This window comes from Bacillus sp. XT-2, from assembly GCF_025696525.1.
Taxonomy (GTDB): domain Bacteria; phylum Bacillota; class Bacilli; order Bacillales; family Bacillaceae; genus Bacillus; species Bacillus halotolerans.
This window is the reverse complement of sequence record NZ_JAHVOC010000005.1, coordinates 114,785-138,012: the sequence shown is the minus strand read 5'-3', so window position 1 is coordinate 138,012 and position 23,228 is coordinate 114,785. Positions and strand designations below refer to the sequence as shown.

27 protein-coding genes and 1 riboswitch are annotated in these 23,228 nt (G+C 41.8%); of the genes, 19 read left to right on the top strand and 8 right to left on the bottom strand.

From position 1 onward, the window contains the following. The first annotated feature begins 9 nt into the window (after positions 1-9). Entirely contained in the window at positions 10-546 is a 537-nt protein-coding gene (gene mtnD / locus KXD37_RS14705; RefSeq protein ID WP_044156131.1) for an acireductone dioxygenase, read from the top strand. 40 nt (positions 547-586) lie between these two features. On the opposite strand, the gene KXD37_RS14700 is transcribed toward mtnD, so the two are convergent. Next, positions 587-907, bottom strand: a complete 321-nt coding sequence (locus tag KXD37_RS14700; protein WP_127695355.1) for a YkvA family protein — start codon at positions 905-907, stop codon at positions 587-589. 202 nt (positions 908-1,109) lie between these two features. Between KXD37_RS14700 and KXD37_RS14695 the strand changes: the two genes are divergently transcribed. Together KXD37_RS14695 and KXD37_RS14690 are read left to right on the top strand one after the other, a co-directional pair. Beyond that, positions 1,110-1,367 (top strand): aspartyl-phosphate phosphatase Spo0E family protein, encoded by a 258-nt coding sequence (locus KXD37_RS14695; RefSeq protein WP_024121169.1) that lies wholly within the window; start codon positions 1,110-1,112, stop codon positions 1,365-1,367. A gap of 86 nt (positions 1,368-1,453) precedes the next feature. Next, on the top strand, positions 1,454-1,885 hold the full coding sequence (locus KXD37_RS14690; protein ID WP_024121170.1) for a hypothetical protein: 432 nt from the start codon (positions 1,454-1,456) through the stop codon (positions 1,883-1,885). 27 nt (positions 1,886-1,912) lie between these two features. Here KXD37_RS14690 and KXD37_RS14685 read toward each other — a convergent pair whose 3' ends face one another. Continuing rightward, positions 1,913-3,433, bottom strand: a complete 1,521-nt coding sequence (locus KXD37_RS14685; protein ID WP_081638293.1) for a PAS domain-containing sensor histidine kinase — start codon at positions 3,431-3,433, stop codon at positions 1,913-1,915. 192 nt (positions 3,434-3,625) lie between these two features. Here KXD37_RS14685 and mhqR point away from each other — a divergent pair, with 192 nt between their 5' ends. Then, positions 3,626-4,063, top strand: coding sequence for a MarR family transcriptional regulator MhqR (mhqR, locus tag KXD37_RS14680; protein ID WP_106020399.1), 438 nt, complete (start codon positions 3,626-3,628; stop codon positions 4,061-4,063). A gap of 39 nt (positions 4,064-4,102) precedes the next feature. Here the strand turns inward: mhqR and motB are convergent, their stop codons facing one another. The 3 genes from motB to clpE form a co-directional block, all read right to left on the bottom strand. Beyond that, positions 4,103-4,888, bottom strand: coding sequence for a flagellar motor protein MotB (gene motB / locus KXD37_RS14675; protein WP_024121173.1), 786 nt, complete (start codon positions 4,886-4,888; stop codon positions 4,103-4,105). Next, the gene (gene motA / locus KXD37_RS14670) at positions 4,860-5,675 is read right to left on the bottom strand and encodes a flagellar motor stator protein MotA (RefSeq protein WP_024121174.1); all 816 of its coding nucleotides are present in this window, start codon (positions 5,673-5,675) and stop codon (positions 4,860-4,862) included. The genes motB and motA overlap by 29 nt, the downstream gene beginning before the upstream one ends. 361 nt (positions 5,676-6,036) lie before the next feature. Then, a complete protein-coding gene (gene clpE / locus KXD37_RS14665; protein WP_127695353.1) occupies positions 6,037-8,136 on the bottom strand; it encodes an ATP-dependent protease ATP-binding subunit ClpE in 2,100 nt (699 codons plus the stop codon). 364 nt (positions 8,137-8,500) lie between these two features. On the opposite strand from clpE, the gene KXD37_RS14660 reads away from it, so the two are divergent. From KXD37_RS14660 to KXD37_RS14620, 9 genes are all read left to right on the top strand, one after another. Beyond that, positions 8,501-9,541: a hypothetical protein gene (locus KXD37_RS14660; RefSeq protein ID WP_101860648.1), complete on the top strand. Its 1,041-nt coding sequence runs from the start codon at positions 8,501-8,503 to the stop codon at positions 9,539-9,541. Between the two features lie 212 nt (positions 9,542-9,753). Next, positions 9,754-9,798: riboswitch (PreQ1 riboswitch) on the top strand. A gap of 128 nt (positions 9,799-9,926) precedes the next feature. Continuing rightward, complete coding sequence (gene queC / locus KXD37_RS14655) at positions 9,927-10,586, top strand: 7-cyano-7-deazaguanine synthase QueC (protein ID WP_024121180.1); 660 nt, start codon at positions 9,927-9,929, stop codon at positions 10,584-10,586. A 1-nt stretch (position 10,587) separates the two neighbouring features. Continuing rightward, positions 10,588-11,028, top strand: a complete 441-nt coding sequence (gene queD / locus KXD37_RS14650) for a 6-carboxytetrahydropterin synthase QueD (protein WP_229148067.1) — start codon at positions 10,588-10,590, stop codon at positions 11,026-11,028. Further along, positions 11,021-11,752, top strand: a complete 732-nt coding sequence (gene queE, locus KXD37_RS14645) for a 7-carboxy-7-deazaguanine synthase QueE (RefSeq protein ID WP_229148076.1) — start codon at positions 11,021-11,023, stop codon at positions 11,750-11,752. Before queD ends, queE begins: the two co-directional genes overlap by 8 nt. Before the next feature lie 17 nt (positions 11,753-11,769). After that, entirely contained in the window at positions 11,770-12,267 is a 498-nt protein-coding gene (gene queF / locus KXD37_RS14640; protein WP_024121183.1) for a preQ(1) synthase, read from the top strand. A 487-nt stretch (positions 12,268-12,754) separates the two neighbouring features. After that, a complete protein-coding gene (locus KXD37_RS14635) occupies positions 12,755-13,954 on the top strand; it encodes a glycosyltransferase (protein ID WP_105955534.1) in 1,200 nt (399 codons plus the stop codon). An 11-nt stretch (positions 13,955-13,965) separates the two neighbouring features. Beyond that, positions 13,966-14,181, top strand: coding sequence for a LysM peptidoglycan-binding domain-containing protein (locus KXD37_RS14630; RefSeq protein WP_106020393.1), 216 nt, complete (start codon positions 13,966-13,968; stop codon positions 14,179-14,181). A gap of 85 nt (positions 14,182-14,266) precedes the next feature. Continuing rightward, entirely contained in the window at positions 14,267-15,202 is a 936-nt protein-coding gene (locus KXD37_RS14625; protein ID WP_106020392.1) for a glycosyl hydrolase family 18 protein, read from the top strand. 283 nt (positions 15,203-15,485) lie between these two features. Beyond that, positions 15,486-15,776 (top strand): DUF3219 family protein, encoded by a 291-nt coding sequence (locus KXD37_RS14620; protein ID WP_127695351.1) that lies wholly within the window; start codon positions 15,486-15,488, stop codon positions 15,774-15,776. A 120-nt stretch (positions 15,777-15,896) separates the two neighbouring features. Here KXD37_RS14620 and KXD37_RS14615 read toward each other — a convergent pair whose 3' ends face one another. After that, entirely contained in the window at positions 15,897-16,082 is a 186-nt protein-coding gene (locus KXD37_RS14615; protein WP_003232446.1) for a YkvS family protein, read from the bottom strand. A 164-nt stretch (positions 16,083-16,246) separates the two neighbouring features. On the opposite strand from KXD37_RS14615, the gene KXD37_RS14610 reads away from it, so the two are divergent. From KXD37_RS14610 to KXD37_RS14590, 5 genes are all read left to right on the top strand, one after another. After that, a complete protein-coding gene (locus KXD37_RS14610; protein ID WP_010334023.1) occupies positions 16,247-16,441 on the top strand; it encodes a hypothetical protein in 195 nt (64 codons plus the stop codon). Positions 16,442-16,738: 297 nt separating this feature from the next. After that, positions 16,739-17,368 (top strand): cell wall hydrolase, encoded by a 630-nt coding sequence (locus tag KXD37_RS14605; protein WP_095713425.1) that lies wholly within the window; start codon positions 16,739-16,741, stop codon positions 17,366-17,368. Between the two features lie 117 nt (positions 17,369-17,485). Beyond that, positions 17,486-18,823, top strand: coding sequence for a sporulation protein YkvU (gene ykvU / locus KXD37_RS14600; RefSeq protein ID WP_024121188.1), 1,338 nt, complete (start codon positions 17,486-17,488; stop codon positions 18,821-18,823). 49 nt (positions 18,824-18,872) lie between these two features. Further along, a complete protein-coding gene (gene stoA / locus KXD37_RS14595; protein WP_106020391.1) occupies positions 18,873-19,373 on the top strand; it encodes an endospore biogenesis thiol-disulfide oxidoreductase StoA in 501 nt (166 codons plus the stop codon). A gap of 238 nt (positions 19,374-19,611) precedes the next feature. Then, positions 19,612-21,525 carry a heavy metal translocating P-type ATPase gene (locus KXD37_RS14590; RefSeq protein WP_255004345.1) on the top strand — a complete coding sequence of 638 codons (1,914 nt, stop codon included), beginning with the start codon at positions 19,612-19,614 and terminating at the stop codon, positions 21,523-21,525. Between the two features lie 31 nt (positions 21,526-21,556). On the opposite strand, the gene KXD37_RS14585 is transcribed toward KXD37_RS14590, so the two are convergent. Continuing rightward, positions 21,557-21,772, bottom strand: a complete 216-nt coding sequence (locus KXD37_RS14585) for a hypothetical protein (protein ID WP_263463633.1) — start codon at positions 21,770-21,772, stop codon at positions 21,557-21,559. 163 nt (positions 21,773-21,935) lie between these two features. Here KXD37_RS14585 and KXD37_RS14580 point away from each other — a divergent pair, with 163 nt between their 5' ends. Beyond that, positions 21,936-23,030 (top strand): M24 family metallopeptidase, encoded by a 1,095-nt coding sequence (locus KXD37_RS14580; RefSeq protein ID WP_024121192.1) that lies wholly within the window; start codon positions 21,936-21,938, stop codon positions 23,028-23,030. Between the two features lie 53 nt (positions 23,031-23,083). Here KXD37_RS14580 and KXD37_RS14575 read toward each other — a convergent pair whose 3' ends face one another. Next, the gene (locus KXD37_RS14575; protein ID WP_010334030.1) at positions 23,084-23,209 is read right to left on the bottom strand and encodes a hypothetical protein; all 126 of its coding nucleotides are present in this window, start codon (positions 23,207-23,209) and stop codon (positions 23,084-23,086) included. Positions 23,210-23,228 lie beyond the last annotated feature (19 nt).

Sequence of the window (23,228 nt, the reverse complement as noted above, 5' to 3'; positions counted from 1 at the left end):
GAACCGCAAATGGCAACAATTCGAATTCATGATGAGGCAAATACAACGATTGAAAATCAAGAGGAAGTGGCAAGCTTTCTGGACAGCCAAGAGGTGATCTATGAGCAATGGGATATCGCCAAGCTCCCTGAACAGCTTTCAGAAAAATATGACCTGTCTGAAGAAGAAAAACAGCAAATTCTTGACACCTTCGACGCTGAAATTAAAGATATCTCAGCCCGCCGCGGCTACAAAGCCCAAGATGTTATTTCTTTGTCTGACGCAAATCCGAAACTGGATGAACTGCTTGAAAACTTTAAAAGAGAACATCACCATACAGACGATGAAGTCCGTTTTATTGTAAGCGGACACGGAATTTTCGTCATTCAAGGCAAGGACGGCACATTTTTTGATGTCCGTTTAAACCCTGGAGATTTAATCTCGGTACCTGAAAATATCCGCCATTATTTCACGCTTCAAGAGGATCGAAAAGTTGTGGCGGTGCGGATCTTTGTAACATCTGAAGGCTGGGTTCCGATTTATGAAAAAGACAGCGTGAACCAATAAGAAGAAAAAGCCCCGTCCATAAAGGCGGGGCTTTTTTTGCTTATCGTAAACGCCATTCTTCGTATTGGGACATTTCTTTTTTGACCAGCGTCCAAATCAAACCGAGAACGGCAGCATCGTCAAGAATTCCTAAACCGAGCACGATGTCCGGAATCATATCAATCGGCATGATGATATAAAAGATAGCAGCTGTCAGAAGCAACAGTGTTTTAATCTGTGAACGGGGATAGTCACCGTTTCGCCAATCGCGAAGCATTTGACAAAAGATCGTGATATGATTGATTAATTTTTTGCGGGTTTTCCTTTTCAGAATAGCTTTTCCGCCTGCCGCACCGAGCATTATCGCTTTTTTTTTCTTCATTTAGCATTCCTCCTGCCTGCCGGTGTGTTTAAGATGGTCTTCGTCTGGGTATTGTTCTTCTAATCCTATCAATATATCTATTATAAATGAAAAATTAAGTTATTTAATAAAAATATGTTTACAAATAAAGTATAATCTGTAATAATGCACAATAACCCAATCAAACTTGTTTCCTATTTCTTAGCGGCGAGGGGTGAATTGAATGGGCTGTTCTTCTGAACAAGAAAGATTGCTGGTGTCTATTGATGAAAAAAGAAAGTTAATGATAGACGCCGCTAGTAAGCAGGGATTTACAGGGCATGACACAATCAGGCACAGTCAGGAGCTGGATTCTTTAATGAACGAATACCACCAGCTCATGCAAGAAAACGAACATTCCAAAGGAATTCAAGGCCTTGTGAAGAAATTAGGCTTGTGGCCCCGAAGAGACGTCATGCCTGCATATGATGCACATAAATAGCGGCGCTATCTGATGCATATATAAAGAGAGAGCTTTTCAGAAGCGCTCTTTTTTTCTGGGAAAATTTCATACGAAAGAGGGAACTGATGAAAGAACTGGCGGTAGTCATTACTGAAATGATAAACCAATTTCATGATGCTTTTATTTCGATATGCGGGATGCTTGGCATTCAATTAACCGACAAAGAAATGCATTTTTGGGTGATTGGAATATTTGGCATCTTCTTTTTCGCTGTCACTCACGCTGTATTTACATGGCTTTCTAAATGGAGCTTGACGGCTTTGTCCTTTATCTATACCGTAACGATCATCATTGTTATCGTATTTGCAATTGAGATTCAGCAAAAAGTGACCGGACGGGGAAATATGGAGTTTTTAGATGCGACGGAAGGGTTAAAAGGCTTTTTGGTGTTCTTTTTCATCTTTTTGCTTTTGAAAATGCTTTTGCGTTTGATTCGATTCTTCTTTTCAGGAGGAGCTGTAAGCAAGGAGAATGAAAATACCCGTTCACGAAAATAAATAAGCCCTCCTGAGACTGTCAGGGGGCTAGGAAGAGGAGACGGGGAGGGTAATGGTAACCTCGGTTCCTCTTCGTACTTCACTTTCTATATGAATGGAACCTCCGTACATCAGCACGATCCGTTTACATACGACTAACCCGAGGCCGGTTCCTTTTTCTTTAGAAGTGACAAATGGAAGAAAGATATGATCCAGCATTTCCTGTGATATCCCTTCACCGTTATCCATCACTTTTATAATGGCCTTTTTATCAACTGCTCCTAAGGAAATTGTGAGTTTGCCGCCTTCCGGCATAGACTCAAGGCCATTTTTCGCAACATTCAAAATGACTTGTTTAATATGATCTTTTGTACATTTTACTTTTAGAGGTTTATCAGTTAAAAATGTTAACTCTACCTCCACATTATATAAATTTCCTTCAGAATAGATGATCGGCATAATTTCTCCGATAATATCCTGAAGCGAGTTAAGCTCCCATTTCTCAGCTGTCGGTTTTCCGAGAACTAAAAACTCACTCACAATTTGATTGATACGTTTAATCTCCTGGTCGATAATTGAAAAATACAGCTGGTCTTCTTCACCTTTATATTTCTTTTGCAGCAGCTGAATAAAACCGCTTATGCCGGTGAGCGGATTGCGGATTTCGTGAGCCGTGCTGGCAGCAAGCGTTCCGATCAGCTCTAATTTTTGCTGCTCATTTTCCGTGCGCTCCAGCTGGGTCCGCCGCTTCAGCAAATAATAAAGTACTAGAATAAAAAGAATATTCAGCAAGACTATAATACAGGAAAGAGGAAGCACAAGGCTTTTACTCAGCTCCTCTATTGTGACAGGATTCGGATATACTTTCATATTCCAGCTGATATCATCAAGATAACCGCTGACAGGTTTTTGATCTCTTGCGTGAGAAGCCTGTCCGCTTGAGAAAATCATTTTGTTATTTTCGTTCACAACCTCAATATAGACATCAGGGCTCAGCAAGTTAATCAGGTTTTGCAGATAGTCAATTTGTATAGCTGCCACAAGATAATCTGTGACATTTTTCTTTTCATCCAGCACGGGAACACAAATTGTAAAAATCGGCTGGCCTGTGATCCTGCTTGAATAGCTGTCTGTAATGACAGTCTTTTTTGTTTTTTTCGCTTTTGTAAAAAAGGATCTGTCGGCCAGATTGACTTTAGTTTTTAATTCTGTTGCGCTGGCAGTGACATCTCCTTTAGCATTGAGAAAATAAAGACCGGAAAACCTTGGTTCGGAATCAAACGTTTTTTCCAAAACAGTTTTCATTTTATTCATATCTATCGGTCTGTCGATAGCGATAGACAAGGACGTCATTCTCGCTTTTGTTTCCCCGATTAAATAATTTATTTTGTTGCGGTGAAGGTTCAGCATAACACTGGCTTCTTGCTTATGTTCTGCAGCTATTGTTTCTTTTTCTTTTTCATAGACGAAAAAGCTTATGACGAGTGCCGGAATCACTACTAGTGCAATATAAAGCTTAATTCTCCCGCAGGCGCCTTTTAGTATTTTCAATTTGCATCGCTCCAACATACACCTGATTAGAGGTATTATATCATTGTTTCTTCTTGTTTAATAAGAAAAAATAACCAAAATAATTAAGAAAAATATGTTGTTCACATGAATAATAAAAAAGAAGAGAAATATTGGAAAGATTTTTATTGACATTTCGGTATTTGTTTATTAATGTTTCTCTGTAACGGTTTCTAAAAGGATGATTGAGATATGACAGAAAAATCACTGAAGTTATTTATCGTGCTGTCACGCGCGTATAGGTCTATTAATGATCATATGAATAAGCATATTCATAAGCATGGACTGAATCCTACTGAATTTGCTGTGCTGGAGCTGTTATATCATAAAGGTGATCAGCCGCTGCAGCAGATAGGGGATAAAATTCTCTTGGCCAGCGGGAGCATCACCTACGTCGTAGATAAGCTTGAGCAAAAAGAGCTCCTTATTCGGAAAGCGTCGCCTACAGACAGACGAGTAACATTTGCACAAATTACCGAAAAAGGCATCGGTCTTTTGGATGATATTTTCCCTGATCATGCAGCTGAAATTGATGAAATGATCAGCGTATTAAGCGAAGAAGAAGTTGAAATGTGCACTGAAATGTTAAAAAGAGTAGGATTAAACGCAAAACAGTTTCATAATAAGTAAAAAAAGGAAGCCTTGTGATAGATCAGGCTTCCTTTTTTACTATTTTTCATTTGTTTCCGCTGCGCCTCTTGGCAAGATGAGAACCTCAACCCGCCTGTTTTTGCTTCGGCCTTCCGCAGTTTTGTTGGAGGCCACCGGTTTATACTCACCATAGCCTTTGGCACTGAACACTTTGGCATCAAGCTTAGGGTTCTCAATCAGAAGCCCCATGAAGTTTACGGCTCTCATCACACTTAAATGCCAGTTTGACTGAAATTCTGAATTTCTAATCGGCATATTGTCTGTATGTCCGCTGATAATGATGTTTCTTGGCGGATTAATCACAAGAAGGTTTGAAATCTCTTTTGCAAGCGGAATGTCTTCCTGGCGGATGGTCGCTTTTCCTGAATCAAAGAAGATGCTGTCTTTAATCGTGATCAGCAGGCCTTCCTTAGTCATCTTTGTTTCCAGCTGATGCTCCAGCTTTTTATTTTTAATGAACTTTTCCACCTGGCTCTGCACATTTTTAAGTTCTTCTTGATCAGCTGCTTTTTCCTTTTCTTTCTTGTTTTCCTTTTTCTCTTCTTTTTCCTTTTCCACTTCGTCGATTCCGTCTGACTCATTTTTAGGAGGGGTGACGCTGGAATAATCCAATACGCCGGTCCCGCCTGTAAAGACTTCATTAAATGATTTTGAAAGCATTTGAAATTTAGCTGCGTCAATCGAGCTGCTCGCGTACAGCACAATAAACAATGCTAGGAGAAGGGTAAGGATATCGGCGTAAGGAACCAGCCATGATTCATCAACGTGCTCGTCCTCATGCTTCTTCTTCTTTTTTCTCGCCATTTTGCGCCTCTCCTTCTCGTTCTGCAAATTTCAAACGGTCCTTCGCAGGAAGGTACATTAAAAGTTTCTGCTCGATCACTTTCGGTGCCTGTCCTTCTAAAACGGACAGGACGCCTTCAATCATAATTTCACGGAGCTTGACTTCCTGTTTTGACTTGCGTTTTAATTTGTTTGCAAAAGGATGCCATAATACATATCCCGTAAAGATACCGAGAAGGGTGGCTACAAAGGCTGCACTGATGGCGTGACCAAGCTCATCTGTATTGTCCATATGAGAAAGTGCGGCGATCAGTCCGATAACAGCACCGAGCACCCCAAGTGTCGGCGCGTAAGTTCCCGCCTGTGTAAAAATAGCGGCTCCGGCCTGGTGTCTTTCCTCCATCGCTTCAACTTCTTCAGTCATGATATCTCTGATAAATTCTGCGCTTTGCCCGTCAACAGCCATGCTGAGACCGTTTTTCAGAAACGCGTCATCTACATTTTCAATACTTGCTTCCAAAGCCAGCAGGCCTTCACGGCGTGCAAGCTGAGCCCATTCAGAGAACATAGGAATGAGTTCTTCTATTGTCAGCTGTTTGTTTTCTTTAAATAGCACACGGAACAGCACAGGCACTTTTTTGATTTCTTTCGTTGGGAACGCAATGACTACCGCTGATATCGTTCCGGCGATGATAATTAAAATGGCAGCGGGATTTGCAAGAGCAGCGAAACTGACGCCTTTCAGAACCATTCCCACACTCAATGCAACAAAAGCAAGAATAATACCGATAATCGAAGTTTTATCCATAATTTTCACCAAATCCTTTTTTACTAGCTTGTCTATGGTTAATATCGGTATCAGTGTCTGGAACTTTAGGGACATTGTGAAATTGTTCATGAAATATTCAAGGAAGATACATAGAAGGGAGAAATAAACAAACGCAGGCTTTTCAGCAGGGGAAAGGCCGCGGGTTTTGACGTGCGTATCTGATTCTCTAAAGTGCTTTCGTATAACAATAGAAATAAATATTCATCATGTTCCATCCCTCTTTATGAAAAGTGTAAAGAAAGAAGGAGATGAGCGCTTCAGGGGATGGAATGACATGTTCTCGGACGAGAGAAGGATTTCACATAAAAAGCGGCTTCCCTGAAAAGGAAGCCACTGATTTTTATTTTGCCTGAACTTTGATGTTATCATTTTCTACTGTGACGTGAAAACTTGCAATCTCGTTATTGTCAAGCAGCAGATCAGTCATTTCGTCCTCAACCCATTCCTGGATCGTTCTTCTGAGCGGGCGCGCACCGAATGAAGGATGGTAACCCAGCTCAGCGATTTTTTCTTTCGCTTCATCTGAAACACTCAAGCTGATGCCTCGTTCTGCCAATGTTTCTTCCAATTCTCCAAGAAGAAGGCTGACGATTTTGACCAGATGCTCTTTTTCAAGGGAACGGAATTCGATGATGCTGTCAAATCGGTTGAGAAACTCAGGTTTAAAGAACATGCTGAGTGAATCAATTAATGTTTGTTCTTCAATCACGCTGTCTTCTGATTGGAAACCGACTTTCGTTTGTTTTTCACCAGTGCCTGCATTGCTTGTCATAATGATGACGGTGTCTTTAAAGCTTACGGTTCTGCCTTGGCTGTCCGTTAAGCGGCCGTCCTCCATAATTTGCAGGAACATATGCTGAACATCTGGGTGCGCTTTTTCAATCTCATCAAGCAGCACGATGCTGTATGGATTGCGGCGCACTTTTTCCGTTAATTGTCCGGCTTCCTCATGACCGACGTATCCAGGCGGTGAACCAATAATTTTCGATACGGCATGTTTCTCCATGTATTCACTCATATCGAGACGGATAATGGCATCTTTCGTACCGAATAATTCATCCGCCAGGGTTTTAGAAAGCTCTGTTTTCCCTACGCCGGTTGGTCCGACAAAGAGGAAGGAGCCGACTGGTCTGTTTTTTGATTTTAAGCCGGCGCGGCTGCGTCTGACCGCTTTTGCCACTTTTTGAACAGCCGCTTCTTGTCCGATGACGCGTTCGTGAAGCTTTACTTCAAGCTCTTTCATTTTTGTTTGCTCATCTGCCTGCAGTTTTCCCACAGGAATGCCTGTTTTTTGTTCTACGATATCCTGAATGTGCTCAGCTTCCACTGTGACGGCGGAATGTGAAGAAGAGCTGTTCAGTTTTTTCTCCAGTGCGATTTCTTCATCACGGAGTTTTGCTGCCAATTCGTAATTCTCTTCTTCCAGCGCTTTTGTTTTTTCTGCTTCAATTGCAGTCAGCCGTTCAGCTGCATCTTCATCATTCAAATCATCAATTAACAGGTTGGCTTTAGATCCAGCTTCGTCTAATAAATCAATCGCTTTGTCCGGCAGATGTCTGTCCTGAATGTAGCGTGATGATAAAGTGACACAGGCTTTCAGTGCTTCATCGCTGAATGTCACGCCATGGTATGCTTCGTATTTGTCTTTAATTCCTTGCAGAATGCTGATCGCTTGTTCAATTGTAGGCTCCTGCACCATGACAGGCTGAAAACGTCTTTCCAGCGCAGCATCTTTTTCAATTTGGCGGTATTCTTTCAGTGTTGTCGCTCCGATAACCTGCAGCTCGCCTCTGGCAAGAGCGGGTTTGAGAATGTTACCTGCATCCATTGAGCCTTCTGCAGAGCCTGCCCCAACGAGAAGGTGAATTTCATCAATGAAAAGAATGACATTTTTGCGCTCTTTCAGCTCAGTGATCAGCTGTTTCATTCTTTCTTCAAATTGACCTCTGATGCCGGTGTTTGCAACAAGGGATGCGACATCAAGCAAGTAAAGCTCTTTGTTTTTCAATTTATTTGGAACATCGCCTTCAGCGATTTTTAAAGCGAGCCCTTCTGCAATTGCTGTTTTCCCTACACCAGGCTCTCCAATCAGAACCGGATTGTTTTTGTTGCGGCGGTTAAGAATCTCGATCACACGCGCAACTTCTTCATCACGGCCGATGACGGGATCAATCAGACCGGCTTTTGCGCCGTTTGTAATATTTTGCGCCAGTTCATCAAGCAATCCTTTTTTCTCGCTTTGCTTAGCTGCGCTTTGTTCTTTCGGCTGGAATGCTTGTTCAAACGGTAAACCGAAAGATTGAGGACCCATGCTCATTGAAGGTTTACGGGTCAGTTCGTGATAGCAAGTTTCACATAAAACCATTTGTTTATGAACGGAATTTATTTGCATGTTAAGGCGAATCGTCGCCTCGTTTTGATGACAGTGTTGACAACGCATTTGCCAAAACCTCCTTATAAAATTTGATCATCTTTGACCAATTGGTTTAGAAAAAAGGCCGATTCCTTTGACCTTCTTTGACTATTAGTATACGCCAGATTCTCTGGCTTTCAAAACCATTTGCTCAAAGCAGTCTTGTTTTTGACTAACTTTGACCAATGAAATAATATAAAAAGACGGCTGGTTTGACCTTCTTTGATGAATAGTATACTCTGACCTTTTTTGACTTTCAAGGCTTTTGCTCAAAAATATTTTTGAATTGTTTACACAGTAAAACATGTTTTGTTCGTCTTTTCAAGGAACTTGTCTCATAGGCTATAAAAAGGCTAAAAGGACAATACTGCGGTTGGTTCGGAGGGGAGAAATGGAACAATCAAAAGGGTCTGCACATCAGCTCGCTTTTGTGTATGTAGGCACAGTCGTCGGAGCGGGATTTGCAACTGGCAGGGAAATTGTTGAGTTTTTTCTGAAGTTCGGCTGGTTCGGATTGCTTGGTATTATTATAAGCGGCGGGATGTTCACGTTTTTAGGCGCAAAGCTGATGATCATTTCAAAGCGAATCAATGCCAAGTCCTATCAGGAAATGAATATATACTTGTTCGGGGCGGCTGCCGGACGGATTATCAATGTCTTTATGCTGTTCGTTCTTCTCGGTGTCACATCTGTCATGCTGTCGGGGGCAGGGGCGCTTTTTGAGGAACAGCTTGGGATGTCCGCTCAGGTTGGAATGCTGATCACAATTGGATTAAGTTTGATTGTGATGACAAGAGGAGTAAAAGGCATTTTCGGTGTGAATGTGTTTGTTGTACCGCTTTTGATTATCTTTTCTATGATTGTGGTGGCCGATTCATTTATTTTCAGTGAGACGCGGAATACAGCTCAGTGGGTGTGGCCGCATCGATGGGACTGGCTATTATCAGCAGTGTCGTACGGAGCCTTGAATTTATCGCTTGCCCAGGCTGTTTTGGTGCCGCTGGCGAATGAAATGTCTTCGGAACAGGTGATAAAAAAAGGCGCTTTCATCGGCGGTACAATGCTGACAATTGTGCTTTCCGCAAGTTTTTTGTCTTTGTCGATGCTCCCGGATGTATTTTTGTACGATATTCCGATGGCTCAAGTGGTTTACCTCTTCGCGCGATCTGTACATTTGATTTATTTGTTGATTATATTCGGCGAAGTGTTCACATCGGTGATCGGAAACCTTTATGGGCTGGAAAAACAAGTGAAGAGCTTTCTTCCTATAAAAAGTAAATATATTTTTGCGGCAATAATGATTACGGCTTATATCACGAGTCAAATCGGCTACGGCAAGCTCATTTCAACCATTTACCCACTGTTTGGCTATGTGAGCTTGGCTTTCATAGGCGCTTTGGTCTGTAAAAAGCTCCCCCGGCGCAGTTTGTAATCACAATATTGAAACATATATAATAATGAAGCAAATGTTTATGTTAGACCCTGCGCCAGCCGAAACGGATCTTAATTAGGTATTTTCGCTGTGTAAAAGGATCAAGGCGGAAAAAATGAGACAGGCTTTTCGGCTATCTTTTTTATTGTCAATAAAAACAACATTATGGTAAGATAGCAGAAGTGAAAAATTGAAGAAAATCCGTTCGATATGCGGGAGAGGTTCTAGCTACACCCTCTATAAAAAACTAAGGACGTGCTGTATCCTTGGATACGGCCTTTTTTATGTTTTTCTAGAGCACCTTTCCAAAAAGGTGTTTTTTTATATTTAACAGTTGTAGCGATGTCTCTCGCCGAGATTTTTATAGCGGAGAAGGAGAGGAATCATGAAAAAGGAAAAAGCAATTGTCGTATTCAGCGGCGGCCAAGACAGTACCACATGTTTACTGTGGGCGTTAAAGGAATTTGAGGAAGTGGAAACTGTAACTTTTCATTATAATCAGCGTCATTCGCAGGAAGTTGAAGTGGCGAAGGGGATTGCGGATAAGCTTGGTGTGAAAAATCATTTGCTTGATATGTCACTTTTAAACCAGCTTGCGCCTAATGCCCTGACGAGAAATGATATAGAAATTGAAGCAAAAGACGGCGAGCTGCCATCAACATTTGTTCCAGGCCGTAACTTAGTATTCTTATCTTTTGCGTCTATCCTGGCGTACCAAATTGGCGCCCGCCATATTATCACGGGCGTTTGCGAAACGGATTTCAGCGGCTATCCTGACTGCCGTGATGAATTCGTTAAATCTTGCAATGTGACGGTTAACCTGGCCATGGAGAAGCCTTTTGTGATTCATACACCGCTCATGTGGCTGAATAAGGCGGAAACGTGGAAGCTTGCAGATGAGCTTGGCGCGCTTGATTTTGTGAAAAACAACACGCTTACATGCTATAACGGCATCATCGCAGATGGCTGCGGCGAATGTCCGGCATGTCATCTTCGCTCCAGAGGCTATGAAGAATATATGGCGATGAAAGGAGAGCGGGCATAAATTGTTATCTCAAATATATCCACAGGTCCAGCATCCTTATTCATTTGAATTGAATAAGGACATGCAAATTTCTGCCGCTCATTTTATTCCGCGTGAAAGTGCGGGAGCGTGCAGCAGGGTGCACGGGCATACGTATACCGTAAATATAACCGTTGCCGGTGATGAGCTTGATGATTCCGGCTTTCTCGTGAATTTCAGTGTGCTCAAAAAACTGGTTCACGGCTCCTATGATCATACGCTTTTAAATGATCATGAAGAATTTTCTAAGGACGACCGGTATTCGCTGCCGACAACTGAAGTCGTGGCAAAAACGATCTATGACAAAGTGCAGGCTTATTTAAACACACTGGAGAATAAACCAAGCTGTGTGCAGGTGTTTGTCCGTGAAACACCGACCAGTTATTGTGTTTACCGTCCGAAAAAGGGTGGTTTGAATGGCTAAAGGAATTCCTGTATTAGAAATTTTCGGCCCGACGATTCAAGGGGAAGGCATGGTGATCGGACAGAAGACAATGTTTGTCCGTACAGCAGGCTGTGATTATTCCTGCAGCTGGTGTGACTCCGCCTTCACTTGGGACGGATCTGCTAAAAAAGATATTCGCTGGATGACAGCCGAGGAGATTTTTTCAGAGCTTAAGGAGATTGGAGGAGACGCGTTTTCTCACGTAACCATCTCCGGCGGAAACCCGGCGCTGTTAAAACAGCTGGATGCTTTGATAGAGCTGCTGAAGGAAAACAATATCCGTGCAGCTCTCGAAACACAGGGGACAGTCTATCAGGATTGGTTTACACTGATCGACGATCTGACGATTTCACCTAAACCGCCAAGTTCGAAAATGGTGACGAACTTTAGTAAGCTGGATCATATTTTGACATCATTGAAAGAGAATAACAGACAGCATGCTGTCAGCTTGAAGGTTGTCATTTTTAATGATGAAGATCTCGAGTTTGCCAAAACTGTACACAAACGCTACCCGGGAATACCGTTTTATCTGCAAGTCGGGAACGATGATGTGCATACGGCAGATGACAAATCACTCATTGCACATTTACTTGGAAAATATGAAGCGCTTGTTGATCAGGTCGCTGCCGATGCGGAGCTGAATCTCGTCAGAGTGCTTCCGCAGCTGCATACCCTGTTATGGGGCAACAAAAGAGGAGTTTAATAGGAAGGAAGATAAATATGACGACAAGAAAAGAATCCGAATTAGAAGGTGTAACACTGCTTGGCAACCAAGGAACAAATTATTTGTTTGAATATGCGCCGGACGTGCTGGAATCCTTTCCAAATAAACATGTAAACCGTGATTATTTTGTAAAATTCAACTGCCCTGAATTCACATCTTTATGCCCGAAAACAGGACAGCCTGACTTCGCAACAATTTACATCAGCTATATTCCTGATGAAAAAATGGTGGAGAGCAAATCACTAAAGCTGTACCTGTTCAGCTTCAGAAACCATGGAGACTTCCATGAAGATTGCATGAACATCATCATGAATGACTTGATTGAATTAATGGACCCGCGCTACATTGAAGTATGGGGCAAATTCACGCCAAGAGGCGGAATTTCCATTGATCCGTACACAAACTACGGAAAACCTGGCACGAAGTACGAGGAAATGGCCGAGTACCGCATGATGAATCATGACTTGTATCCGGAGACGATTGATAATCGCTAATGAGAACCCACACTAAGTCCAATAAAAGTGTGACCTAGTGTGACTTTTATGCAGTGAAAAGTTGATATTGCAGAGGTAATTTAAGACGTACAAATGTGTACGTCTTTTTCTTTTATGCAAAAATCAATATATTAACGTAAGTTTTTTGGCAGAAAGTCTAGCTAAATCAAAGGAAAGTATTTTGTAGATCGCTTTCTTTTCTGTGGGGCATCCGCACAAGCTATTAAATGATGATTATAATTTTTATTTCTCATTATATATGGATGGCGTATCCGGCAATACCGAAAGTATTTTTCAGCTTCTGTTATATTTTTTCGTGTCGACGAGAGAAACGATTATTTTTCGTTCTCTTAGAATGTAATTTTTCAGGAAGCTATTACGTCATCTCATATCTGAACGTTTTGTATAGACTAGTACCGTCACAAGTTATATTACAAATACATACCAATAAGTAGACATTAAAAAGTGAAAGAGAGGACGAACATGTGTGAAAATTCTTTTTCTAGAGAGTCATCCTATGTGGCTCTATGGTTTACCGAATGGGTTTAGTGAAGCAGGCCATACCGTAATGATTTCGGGCCCTGTAAGTCGGGAAAATGTTACTGAAATGATAGAAGAATTCAAACCAGATCTAATCGTATCTATGGGTTGGACACCAGAGCATTCAAGGGAAAAGCAAGCCTGGATCCGCAATGCTACTAAAAAGGTGAAGATCCCCCTCGTTTATTGGGCAACTGAAGACCCGCTGCACACTCAAAACTTTACTATCCCGTTAATTAAAAAGATGAAACCGGATTTTGTTTTCACCGTTACACCTTCTCTATGTAAAACTTATGAAAGGATGGGGATAAAAGCGGCTCATTTAGACTTTGCATATCACGAAAGTATACATCATCAGATTAAACCATTGGACAAATATAGCTGTGATATAGCGGTGGTGGCTAATGCTTACCCTAATTTTCTTGAAGAACATCCGGAAGTGTTCCGCTCGTCCTCTTTAAAAACGCTTATTCGTCCTCTCATACAAAATGGTATTCGCATTGATTTTTGGGGGAAAAATTGGGAGAAAATGAGCAAACATATAGGAAGAGAAATTCCCCGGAATTGGATTCATGGATACCTTGATTATACTGAAGCATATAAAGTTTACAGTTCAGCAAAAATCATTCTCGGTTTGCAAAACTGTGAAAGCCAGCTTACGCAGCGCACCTATGAGATTCTTGGTTCCGGAGGGGTTTTATTGACATCGGATACACCAGCAGTTCGAGGTAAATTCAAACCTGGCCGCGATCTCATCGTTTCATCTTCCCCAAAAGAAACATTTGAAAAGGTTAAATACTATTTGAATCATGATAGCGAGAGAAAGAAGATTCGGATAAACGGTAAAAAGGCTGTAAAGAATGATTCCTATCGGCATAGAGCTGAGAGAATGCTTGAGGTGCTAAAAAGCAGAGGAATCTTAAGAAACCTAGAGGAAACCATTCATTATGTTGATGTTCTCAAAGAAAATTACGTGATCCATCATGTTGCTCCCGGTGAAACATTAACGAAAATCGCCATAAAGTATAAAGTTTCCCTTCAGCAAATCATGGAGCTAAATCATTTCAAATCAGATCAGATATATGCGGGACAAATCATTAAGATTAGAAAGAAACGGTCTAGAGATGTTAAAAATAAATTTTTCTAAAGGAGAGTAATATGAATGAAGGGGAAAAAACCAAAACAGAAGTGAAAAGAACGCCTCGTTATATGGAATTTCCCGTGACATATGAAGTATATTGTGTGGAATCCGGCGATACATTATGGACGATTTCAAAATCCTTTAATATTCCGGCACAACAACTTATGAATCTTAATAAGCTTTCTTCAGATAGAATTTATCCCGGACAAATGATAAAGATAAGAGAAAGGTAATTTATGAGGTTTCGGAAACGAAACAAATTGAAATGGTCAATTATTTGTTAAAACTTGATATCTCTGAGAATGAAGGGGTTATGAGATGTTTCAAATGAGCTATTTCTATTCTGGATTAGGTTATGGTATTATTCATCACGTTGATCAAACGAACGGAGTATTAAAAGTCGTGTCTCCTGACTTTTTCTATATCAGAAAAAATGGATCACTACTTCTCCGTTCAGCTAATCCTGATGTGATTAAAGCTCTTCATAGAAGAAAATTAAAAGTAGTTCCTTTTTTAAGCAATCATTGGAATCAGGATTTGGGTCGAGTTGCGTTAAAGAAACGAGTGGTTTTGGCTAAACAAATTTCTAATGCAATAGAAGAACTGGATCTAGACGGGGTCAATATCGATATAGAAAACCTTACAGAGAAAGATCGGCAGGCATTTACGGATTTCGTTAGATTAGTAAGAAAAGGTATTCCTAGGCACAAAGAGGTATCAGTTGCAGTGGCAGCAAATCCTTTTGGCTGGACGAAGGGCTGGCACGGATTATATGATTATGAGAATTTAGCTAAACATGCGGACTATCTAATGGTTATGGCCTATGATGAAAGCCGCCTTGCTGGGCCTACTGCAAGTGTAGGATGGGTGGAAAAGTCCATTCAATATGCTCTAGCCCAAAAAATCTCTCCCAAAAAACTGGTTTTAGGATTGCCTTTCTATGGCCGTTGCTGGATGCAAAACCAATCTAACTCACAAGCCATTTCACTTTACCTTGTTAACTCATTAGTAAAAAGGCATAACGGTACAATTATTTTTGACATAAAGAGTCAGTCTCCAAAAGCTGTTTTTACGATCAAACACGATAAGAAGGATCTATTACCTCCAGGAACATATACATTATGGTTCGAAAATGAACAGTCACTCAGAGCAAAAATAAAACTCGTTCAAAAATATAACCTAAAAGGTCTTGGCAGCTGGAGTCTTGGACAAGAAGATTCGTCAGTCTGGAATAGAGTGTTTAAAAATATATAAGCGGAGGCGGTTAATAATCGTTAATATAGTTTCTCCTGCGGAATGCAGGGGATTTTATACATAAAAAAGACGAGTGAATCCGGGGGGGAATGCCACTCGTCACCTTCTAATGAAAAGACGGGATGCTGGATGGCAGCTCGTCTGTTTTATTATAAAATATCGAACGTATGTTTGTAAAGGCGTCTTTTTTAAAGAAATGGTTAAAATAATGCTCAGAACAGATTCATTGTAAATGTTAACGGCGTTATGTTAAGATGCATGAACTGATAAGGAGTGATACAAAGTGAAAACATTGCGTTTAAACGATGTCACGTTAGAAATGTCAACATATCAAGAAGAGAGCGAGCCGAAGCGGAAAATTGCCTTTACCTTACACGTTACCAGTGAGACTTATCATGATATCGCTGTGCTGTTATATGAAAAGACATTTAACGTCGAAGTTCCGGAACGAAATCTTGCCTTACGCGGTGAAATCACAAATTATTCAACGTCATTGACCAACCTGTACGAAGCGGGAGCCGTGAGTGAATTTTATATCGAAATAACGGAAACAGACACGAACGCCGATTCATAATCGGTGTTTTTTATGTAAAAAAGCTGCCGGCCGGCAGCTTTTGAGAAAGCTAATTTGATATGTAAGGTGTTTAATTGTTCGTCTTGCAGTTTTTGCGAATGCGTGTGGATGAAGGAGGATTTAATAGGAGTCTCTGATGATCTTGTAATTTTTATGATTAACAACAGTCAGTGAATCTAGCTCAAGATCCCGATAGTTATCCATAATGGTAACATCTACGATAACAGAATTCTCATTAACTTTTTCAACAACACCGGTTAATCCGTTTTTAAATTCAATGACGTTTCCGACCTTAGCGATTTTCACAAGCTTCCTCTCCTTTAAACATAATAATTCCTTTTGAAAGTATTAAACAGTATTTTTATTGAGAAGTAAAGCGATAAGGAGTTTTATCGTCCTAAGGAATTGTCCTGGCGCAGGAAAAATGATATATTGATTTTCGTTCAAAGATTGAAAAGGGGGAGTTTTGATTGCGTCCCGAAGACATAACAGAACAGATTGAACAGCTTCGTACTGGTGAAATAAAAGAATTGAGAGTCCAAAAAGAACACTTTCTTGATTTCAGGGCCGTTTTATCGAAACAGGACGATTTTAAGCATTTCCGAGGCATTGCCCAGCAAGGCGGAGATGTGGTGTTTCAATATTTAGAACAGCCAAGAAGCTAAAAGGTTTCTCATAAGTGAGAAGCCTTTTTATCATATATGACAGAACGCCAGCCTTTTATTACAAATGATGTAACAGACGTAAATAAAATGTAAAATTACAAAAATGGATAAATATGCCTTGAAATGACAAGATTTATAGAAAATCACGCTGTTTTTTTGCCATTAATCAGTGCGTCACCCGGTATATTCCATCCTGATACCTGTTTGGGAGAGTTGGAAAATCTTTTTCCGTGAAATTGATTTGATCTCTTGTTAAGGTTATGAAGTGTTTTTTGAGCACTTTAAGGAGGAAACTGTATGACGACAAAATTTACTGCGCTAGCTGTTTTTCTTCTTTGTTTCATGCCTGCTTCGAAAATTGAACATACACAAGCTTCACTACTGAACACAAAGAAGACAAAACATGAAGAAGCTAAGCTGCTTACCCATATAAATCATGACACAGACACATCTTTCTCTTCACTGTCTGCTGATGAGGACAAGAAAAAAATAAAGCCGATCAAGCTATCAGCGAACACTGAAAAGAAAGAAAAAGAACAATCAGAGAAAGCGAATGAGAAGAGAGAAACTTATTCTGAGTCTGAAAAAGAATTGCTTTCCCGACTCGTTCACGCAGAGGCGAAGGGCGAATCCTATGAAGGCAAGGTCGCTGTTGCAAGCGTTGTGCTGAACAGGACGGATAAGAAGGGCTTTCCCGATACAATCAGAGGGGTTATTTATCAGAAAAATGCCTTTGAACCTGTCGCAAACGGAAGCATTAATCAAGAGCCAGACAAAGAATCAATTGAGGCTGTTGAAGAAGCGATGTCATCTAAGGACAGAGAAACAGAAGCCCTTTTCTTTTATAACCCGAAAACGGCGTCAGATGACTGGATTCGCTCAAGGAAAATCATTGAAAAAATCGGCAGGCATGTCTTTGCCATATAAGCATAGAAGAGACCATTCGTCTCAGCTGTGCTTTTTTTTATAGAAAGAGTAAAAATAAAATAATTTTTGAACTTGTCTCATATGATGTTGGTAGTACAAGAGACAAGGAGAGACATCATGAATCGATTTGTAAAAGGGATTATTCTTTTATCCATTGCCGCCTTTTTCGCCGAATGCCTTGAATTTGTCGTGAATATGATTTTGGCGCGCGAGCTTGGCGAGCACGGGATGGGGCTTTACATGAGTATTTTGCCTACCATCTTTTTAATTATTGTCATCGCAAGCTTGGAGCTGCCAATATCAATTTCTAAATTTATCGCTGAATCAAATCCAAAGCTCCATGAAAGCATGCTGAGGCACGCCTTCAGAATGACAGCTGTTTTCACGGCCTTTTCCACCGCCGCCGCCAGTATTGCGCTTCCTTTTATTCCGGTGTTTGATACATATCACCCGTTTATCAAAGGAATTGTCATCGGCTTGATTCCTATTGTCGCCTTTACGTCAATTGCCAGAGGCTACTTTATGGGTGTGCAAAAAATGGGGAAGATCGCAATCGCTAATGTACTGAAAAAAATCATTCAGCTGTTGTGCTTGTTCATCTTCTTTCAATGGTACTCGTTTGAGCTGGACATGGCTGTGCTGATTTCGCTGTTTGTCCTTGTCGTGAGCGATGTGATCGTGCTTGTTTACTTGTATTCACAGTTTATCCTGGCAAGACGTGCGGTATCGGTTCAGCAGCATATCCATTTACGCGGGAAAGATGTTAGAAAAAGACTGCTTGCCGTATCGATTCCGACAACCGGACTGCGCATTTTCCACGCTGTAGTCAACGCCATTGAGCCTTTTTTAGTAAAAGGAGCGCTTTTGGCAGCGGGCGTTGCAGGGACAACTGCCATCGATCAATACGGCATGCTGGCCGGAGTGGCTGTGACAATAGGGTCGTTTCCTGCTTTTATCGCCCATTCGTTAATGGTCGTCATGATTCCCAGTATTTCTGAAGCTTATTCTCTCTCACAATATGACATCGTATTAAAAAGGCTGAAGCAGTCGATCTTTATCACGTTGGGATACGGTATACCGGCTGTCTGGATCATGTTTCAGTTTGCGGAGCCCCTGACCCATCTGTTTTTTCACTCTCCTGAAGCGCAGTATTATTTGCAGCTTTTGTGGCCGTACTTTCTCTTTCATTTATTTGTGATGCCCCTGCAGGCATGTTTAATCGGGATGGGCTTTGTCAAAGAAGCTTTTTATCACAACGTGTGGAGCCATCTCGTTGCGCTGAGTATGATGTATGTGCTGGGTTCAATGGAAAACCTGCAAATGCTCGGGATTATCCTTGGGATGAATACAGGTATGATTTTGCTGACGAGCCTACACTATACAACGATTTGCAAAGCGCTGCGTGTATCTGTTTTTCTGACGGGAGGAAACCGAACGCCGCGGATTGAAGGATGATAAATCTCTAGCGGGGCAAGCTATTTGAAAAGCATGAAAGGAAGATTCCATGTTGACAAAACGCTTGCCCCTCGCTATTTGCCTGATCTTATTTGCTATGATTCCATGGCTGCCTCTATCGGCACAGGCTGCCAATAAACAGCCTGCTGTTCCTGCGGTTTTCCTCATGAAAACGATAGAAGGAGAGGATATCTCCATCCCAAATAAAGGACAGAAAACGATCCTGCATTTTTGGACTTCATGGTGTCCGCCCTGCAAAAAGGAACTCCCTCAGTTCCAATCATTTTACGAGGCTCATCGATCTGACAGTGTGAAGCTGGTAACGGTCAATTTAGTGAATTCAGAACAAAATCAGCAAGTCGTTAAAGACTTTATCAAAGTAAACCATCTGACCTTTCCGATTGTTCTCGACACAAAAGGGGATTTAATGAAGGAATATCATATTATAACGATTCCCACCTCGTTTTTGCTGAATGAAAAGGGTGAAATTGAAGAAACAAAAGTGGGGCCGATGACGGCTGAACAATTGAAAGAATGGACGAAAGAATAAGCTGAGAGCGTAGCCTTTCAGCTTTTTTGTCATATAATGAAAGGTGAACAGATGTTAATGATAATTATTATCAAAAAGAAATTAAAATAATTATAATTGAAATTCTTTTTCTGCATGCTATAATTAAGAAAGACATCATGAAATAACCAACGATGAAGCTGCCTTCTGGGCGGCGATTTTGTTTTTTATAAGAGAAATGAAGATGATTTGCGTTCTCAATTAGGGAGGAGGATTCGATATGAATGAACAAGTGATGCTTCAACATGATCAGCATCAGCCATTAAAGACAGAACAGCCAGAAAAAAGCTGGTCCCAGCATGCGGAGCTTATCGCAGCCCTTGTGTCAGGTGCTCTTATTTTAGCAGGCTGGCTCCTTTCCTCACATCAGTTGTTATCGGTAACGCTATATTTGCTGGCCTTTGTCATCGGCGGATTTGCTAAAGCGAAAGAAGGAATCGAAGAAACGCTCGAATCCAAAACGCTGAATGTTGAGCTTTTAATGATTTTCGCTGCCGTGGGTTCCGCATTGATTGGGTACTGGGCAGAGGGTGCCGTTTTAATCTTTATTTTTTCCTTAAGCGGAGCTTTAGAAACATACACGATGAATAAAAGCAGCAGGGATTTAACTTCTTTAATGAAGCTTGAGCCTGAAGAAGCAACGCTGATTGTAAACGGTGAAACCAAAAGAGTATCGGTTGCAGATATAAAGGCTGGTGATACGATTGTTATCAAACCTGGAGAACGGGTGGCAGCTGACGGAATCATTGAATCTGGTTCTACAAGTCTTGACGAGTCAGCGTTAACGGGCGAATCGATGCCCGTAGAAAAAAACACCGGCGACGCTGTGTATACGGGAACTGTTAATCGAAACGGCTCCTTGACCGTCCGTGTCACAAAAGCAAGCGAAGATTCTTTATTCCGAAAGATTATCAAATTGGTGGAATCTGCGCAAAACAGTGTGTCACCTGCGCAAGCTTTTATCGAACGATTTGAAAATGCATATGTAAAAGGCGTTCTGATCGTGGTGGGGCTGCTGTTGTTTGTGCCGCACTTTGCACTTGGCTGGAGCTGGAGTGAAACCTTTTATCGCGCGATGGTATTTATGGTGGTGGCGTCACCTTGCGCACTTGTCGCGTCCATCATGCCGGCAGCGCTGTCCTTGATTTCAAATGGCGCCCGCAACGGCATGCTAGTGAAAGGAAGTGTATTTCTTGAACAGCTGGGATCTGTGCAAATGATCGCTTTTGACAAAACGGGGACTGTAACAAAAGGCCAGCCCGCGGTTGAGACGGTCAGACTGGCGGAAGGGTATGAAGAAACGGAAGTGCTTGAAGCTGTCTATGCGATTGAGAAGCAGTCCAGCCATCCGCTCGCGCAAGCCATTGCCGGCTACGCTGAAAGCCGCGGCATCAACAAGTCCGGCTACATATCAATCGAAGAAACGTCAGGCTTTGGTGTAATGGCTGAAGTGGCGGGTGCCAAATGGAAAGTCGGAAAGGCAGGATTTATTGGGGAAGAATTGTCAGCACAATTTTTGAAACAATCTGCATCAGATATCATTCAAAACGGCCAAACCATAGTGTTTGTGAAAAAGGACGATCAAATTGCCGGCTGTATCGCTTTGAAAGATCAAATCAGACCTGAAGCAAAAGAAGTCATGGATGAACTGAGCAGTCTGGGGATTAAAACGGCCATGCTGACGGGAGATCACGAGGACACGGCTCAAGCGATAGCGAAGGAAGCGGGAATGACAACAGTTGCAGCAGAATGTCTGCCTGACCAAAAAGTAAATGAAGTGAAACGATTAAAAGAAGAATTCGGGACCATTGCAATGGTCGGAGACGGAATCAACGATGCGCCGGCACTAAAAGCGGCGGATGTCGGCATTGCAATGGGCGGCGGAACAGACGTGGCCCTTGAAACTGCTGATATGGTGCTCATGCAAAACGATTTGAAAAAACTCGTAAAAATGTGCCGTTTATCACGGAAAATGAACAGGATTGTAAAGCAGAATATCGTATTTTCTCTCGCGGTCATTTGCCTGCTTATTTGCGCAAACTTTTTACAGGTGATGGAATTGCCGTTTGGCGTTATAGGCCATGAAGGAAGTACGATCTTGGTGATTCTAAACGGTTTAAGGCTTTTAAAATAAAAAACAGCGGTCCAAATGGGCTGCTGTTTTTTTATGGATCAAGTTTTACCTTCCTTTTCTTTTTCTCTTGATCCGGCCTTTTCATCACAATGATGAGAGCCAGGATGCAGCAAAGGAAGCCGGCAGCACAGCCTATGATAGAGCTGTAATAATAAAAATCCACCAGCTTCATACCGACAAAAGGAGCGGAAATTCCCGCAACTGTTAATAGAACAACTGCCTTACGTCTGAAAAAATTCATCAGCAAACGGAACAACTCCCTGCGATTTAACTCTCCTCTCAGTATACAAGATGACCGGCAGGAAATAAAATGATGGAAAACGGAAAGTCGCCGTGAAAGGCAAACACCCGTAAAACCTGTTACAATATATAAAGAACAATGCATGGCAAAAGGCAGGGAGGAACAAGAAATGAATAGAATACAACGCGTCTCTTCATGGCTGAAGGAAGCGGGGCATACTGCCGCATTTATTCATACGAAAGAAAATGTATTTTACTTAACCGGTTTTTATACAGAGCCGCATGAACGTGTAATGGGTTTGTTTATCTTTCAAGAGGAGGAGCCATTTTTCGTTTGTCCGGGAATGGAGGCAGACCAGGCCCGAAATGCCGGATGGAATCACGAAATTATTGGCTATGCCGATCACGAAAATCCATGGGAGCTCATTGAAAAAGCACTCAAAAAACGAAATGTCAGCATACATACGCTTGCCGTAGAAAAGGATTCAATCTCGCTTTCGCGTGCCGAACAACTGAAGCATTCAGCTGGAGGGGCTCAATTTGTATCAGCAGAAGAAACACTTAACCAGTTTCGTCTGATTAAAGGCGAGCATGAAATTAAATTGCTGAAAGAGGCGGCGAAGCTTGCCGATTTTGGTGTTGAAGTCGGAACAGCTGCTTTGCGTGAAGGCATCAGTGAGGTGGAAGTTCTCGCTCAGATTGAGTATGAGTTGAAGAAAAAAGGAATTCAGGGCATGTCTTTCTCGACAATGGTGCTATTCGGGAAAAAATCAGGTCAGCCTCACGGAAATCCGGGGACAGCCACATTAAAGAAAGGCGATCTTGTCTTGTTTGACCTGGGTGTTATTATGGACGGCTATTGCTCTGATATCACGCGAACCTTTGCTTACAAAACAATCAATCCGAAGCAGGAAGAAATGTACGAGACGGTGCTTCAAGCGGAAAAAGCCGCGATAGAAGCAAGCAAACCAGGCGTGAGAATCGGAGATCTGGACTTAACTGCCCGCGGAATCATTGAAAAAGCCGGATACGGAGAATATTTCCCTCACCGGCTGGGCCATGGTCTCGGCATTTCAGTGCATGAGTACCCGTCAATGAGCAAAGCCAATGACACGCTGCTGCAGGAAGGAATGGTTTACACAATCGAACCGGGCATTTATGTGCCGGATGTTGGCGGCGTACGCATTGAAGATGACGTTCACGTAACAAAAGACGGGGCGGTTGCGCTTACTCAATATCCGAAGGAATTAACGATATTGCCGTAACAGGCAGAGATAAAAAAGGACTTTGTTCTCGACATCGTCCTTTTTTATCTGTTTTAAATAAAAAAATCATCAAACGTCCGAAATGGTTTCACTTCATGTTTTTGATTGAGCGGTCTTACAGCCAGGCAGCTTCCGCCCAGAACGGCCAGACATAATCCAATTAAAATGAAGAAACCCATTTATATCTTCTCCTTTCAG

Excerpts from the sequence above, each read along its gene's own strand:
- mtnD (WP_044156131.1), top strand. The coding sequence starts at position 10 with ATGGCAACAATTCGAATTCATGATGAGGCAAATACAACGATTGAAAAT.
- motB (WP_024121173.1), bottom strand. The coding sequence starts at position 4,888 with ATGGCGAGAAAAAAGAAGAAGAAGCATGAGGACGAGCACGTTGATGAA.
- queE (WP_229148076.1), top strand. The coding sequence starts at position 11,021 with ATGGCTAAAGGAATTCCTGTATTAGAAATTTTCGGCCCGACGATTCAA.
- KXD37_RS14625 (WP_106020392.1), top strand. The coding sequence starts at position 14,267 with ATGTTTCAAATGAGCTATTTCTATTCTGGATTAGGTTATGGTATTATT.
- queF (WP_024121183.1), top strand. The coding sequence starts at position 11,770 with ATGACGACAAGAAAAGAATCCGAATTAGAAGGTGTAACACTGCTTGGC.
- KXD37_RS14575 (WP_010334030.1), bottom strand. The coding sequence starts at position 23,209 with ATGGGTTTCTTCATTTTAATTGGATTATGTCTGGCCGTTCTGGGCGGA.
- KXD37_RS14590 (WP_255004345.1), top strand. The coding sequence starts at position 19,612 with ATGAATGAACAAGTGATGCTTCAACATGATCAGCATCAGCCATTAAAG.
- stoA (WP_106020391.1), top strand. The coding sequence starts at position 18,873 with ATGTTGACAAAACGCTTGCCCCTCGCTATTTGCCTGATCTTATTTGCT.
- KXD37_RS14605 (WP_095713425.1), top strand. The coding sequence starts at position 16,739 with ATGACGACAAAATTTACTGCGCTAGCTGTTTTTCTTCTTTGTTTCATG.
- mhqR (WP_106020399.1), top strand. The coding sequence starts at position 3,626 with ATGACAGAAAAATCACTGAAGTTATTTATCGTGCTGTCACGCGCGTAT.
- KXD37_RS14580 (WP_024121192.1), top strand. The coding sequence starts at position 21,936 with ATGAATAGAATACAACGCGTCTCTTCATGGCTGAAGGAAGCGGGGCAT.
- KXD37_RS14685 (WP_081638293.1), bottom strand. The coding sequence starts at position 3,433 with ATGTTGGAGCGATGCAAATTGAAAATACTAAAAGGCGCCTGCGGGAGA.
- queC (WP_024121180.1), top strand. The coding sequence starts at position 9,927 with ATGAAAAAGGAAAAAGCAATTGTCGTATTCAGCGGCGGCCAAGACAGT.
- ykvU (WP_024121188.1), top strand. The coding sequence starts at position 17,486 with ATGAATCGATTTGTAAAAGGGATTATTCTTTTATCCATTGCCGCCTTT.
- motA (WP_024121174.1), bottom strand. The coding sequence starts at position 5,675 with ATGGATAAAACTTCGATTATCGGTATTATTCTTGCTTTTGTTGCATTG.
- KXD37_RS14630 (WP_106020393.1), top strand. The coding sequence starts at position 13,966 with ATGAATGAAGGGGAAAAAACCAAAACAGAAGTGAAAAGAACGCCTCGT.
- KXD37_RS14700 (WP_127695355.1), bottom strand. The coding sequence starts at position 907 with ATGAAGAAAAAAAAAGCGATAATGCTCGGTGCGGCAGGCGGAAAAGCT.
- KXD37_RS14690 (WP_024121170.1), top strand. The coding sequence starts at position 1,454 with ATGAAAGAACTGGCGGTAGTCATTACTGAAATGATAAACCAATTTCAT.
- clpE (WP_127695353.1), bottom strand. The coding sequence starts at position 8,136 with ATGCGTTGTCAACACTGTCATCAAAACGAGGCGACGATTCGCCTTAAC.
- KXD37_RS14695 (WP_024121169.1), top strand. The coding sequence starts at position 1,110 with ATGGGCTGTTCTTCTGAACAAGAAAGATTGCTGGTGTCTATTGATGAA.
- KXD37_RS14660 (WP_101860648.1), top strand. The coding sequence starts at position 8,501 with ATGGAACAATCAAAAGGGTCTGCACATCAGCTCGCTTTTGTGTATGTA.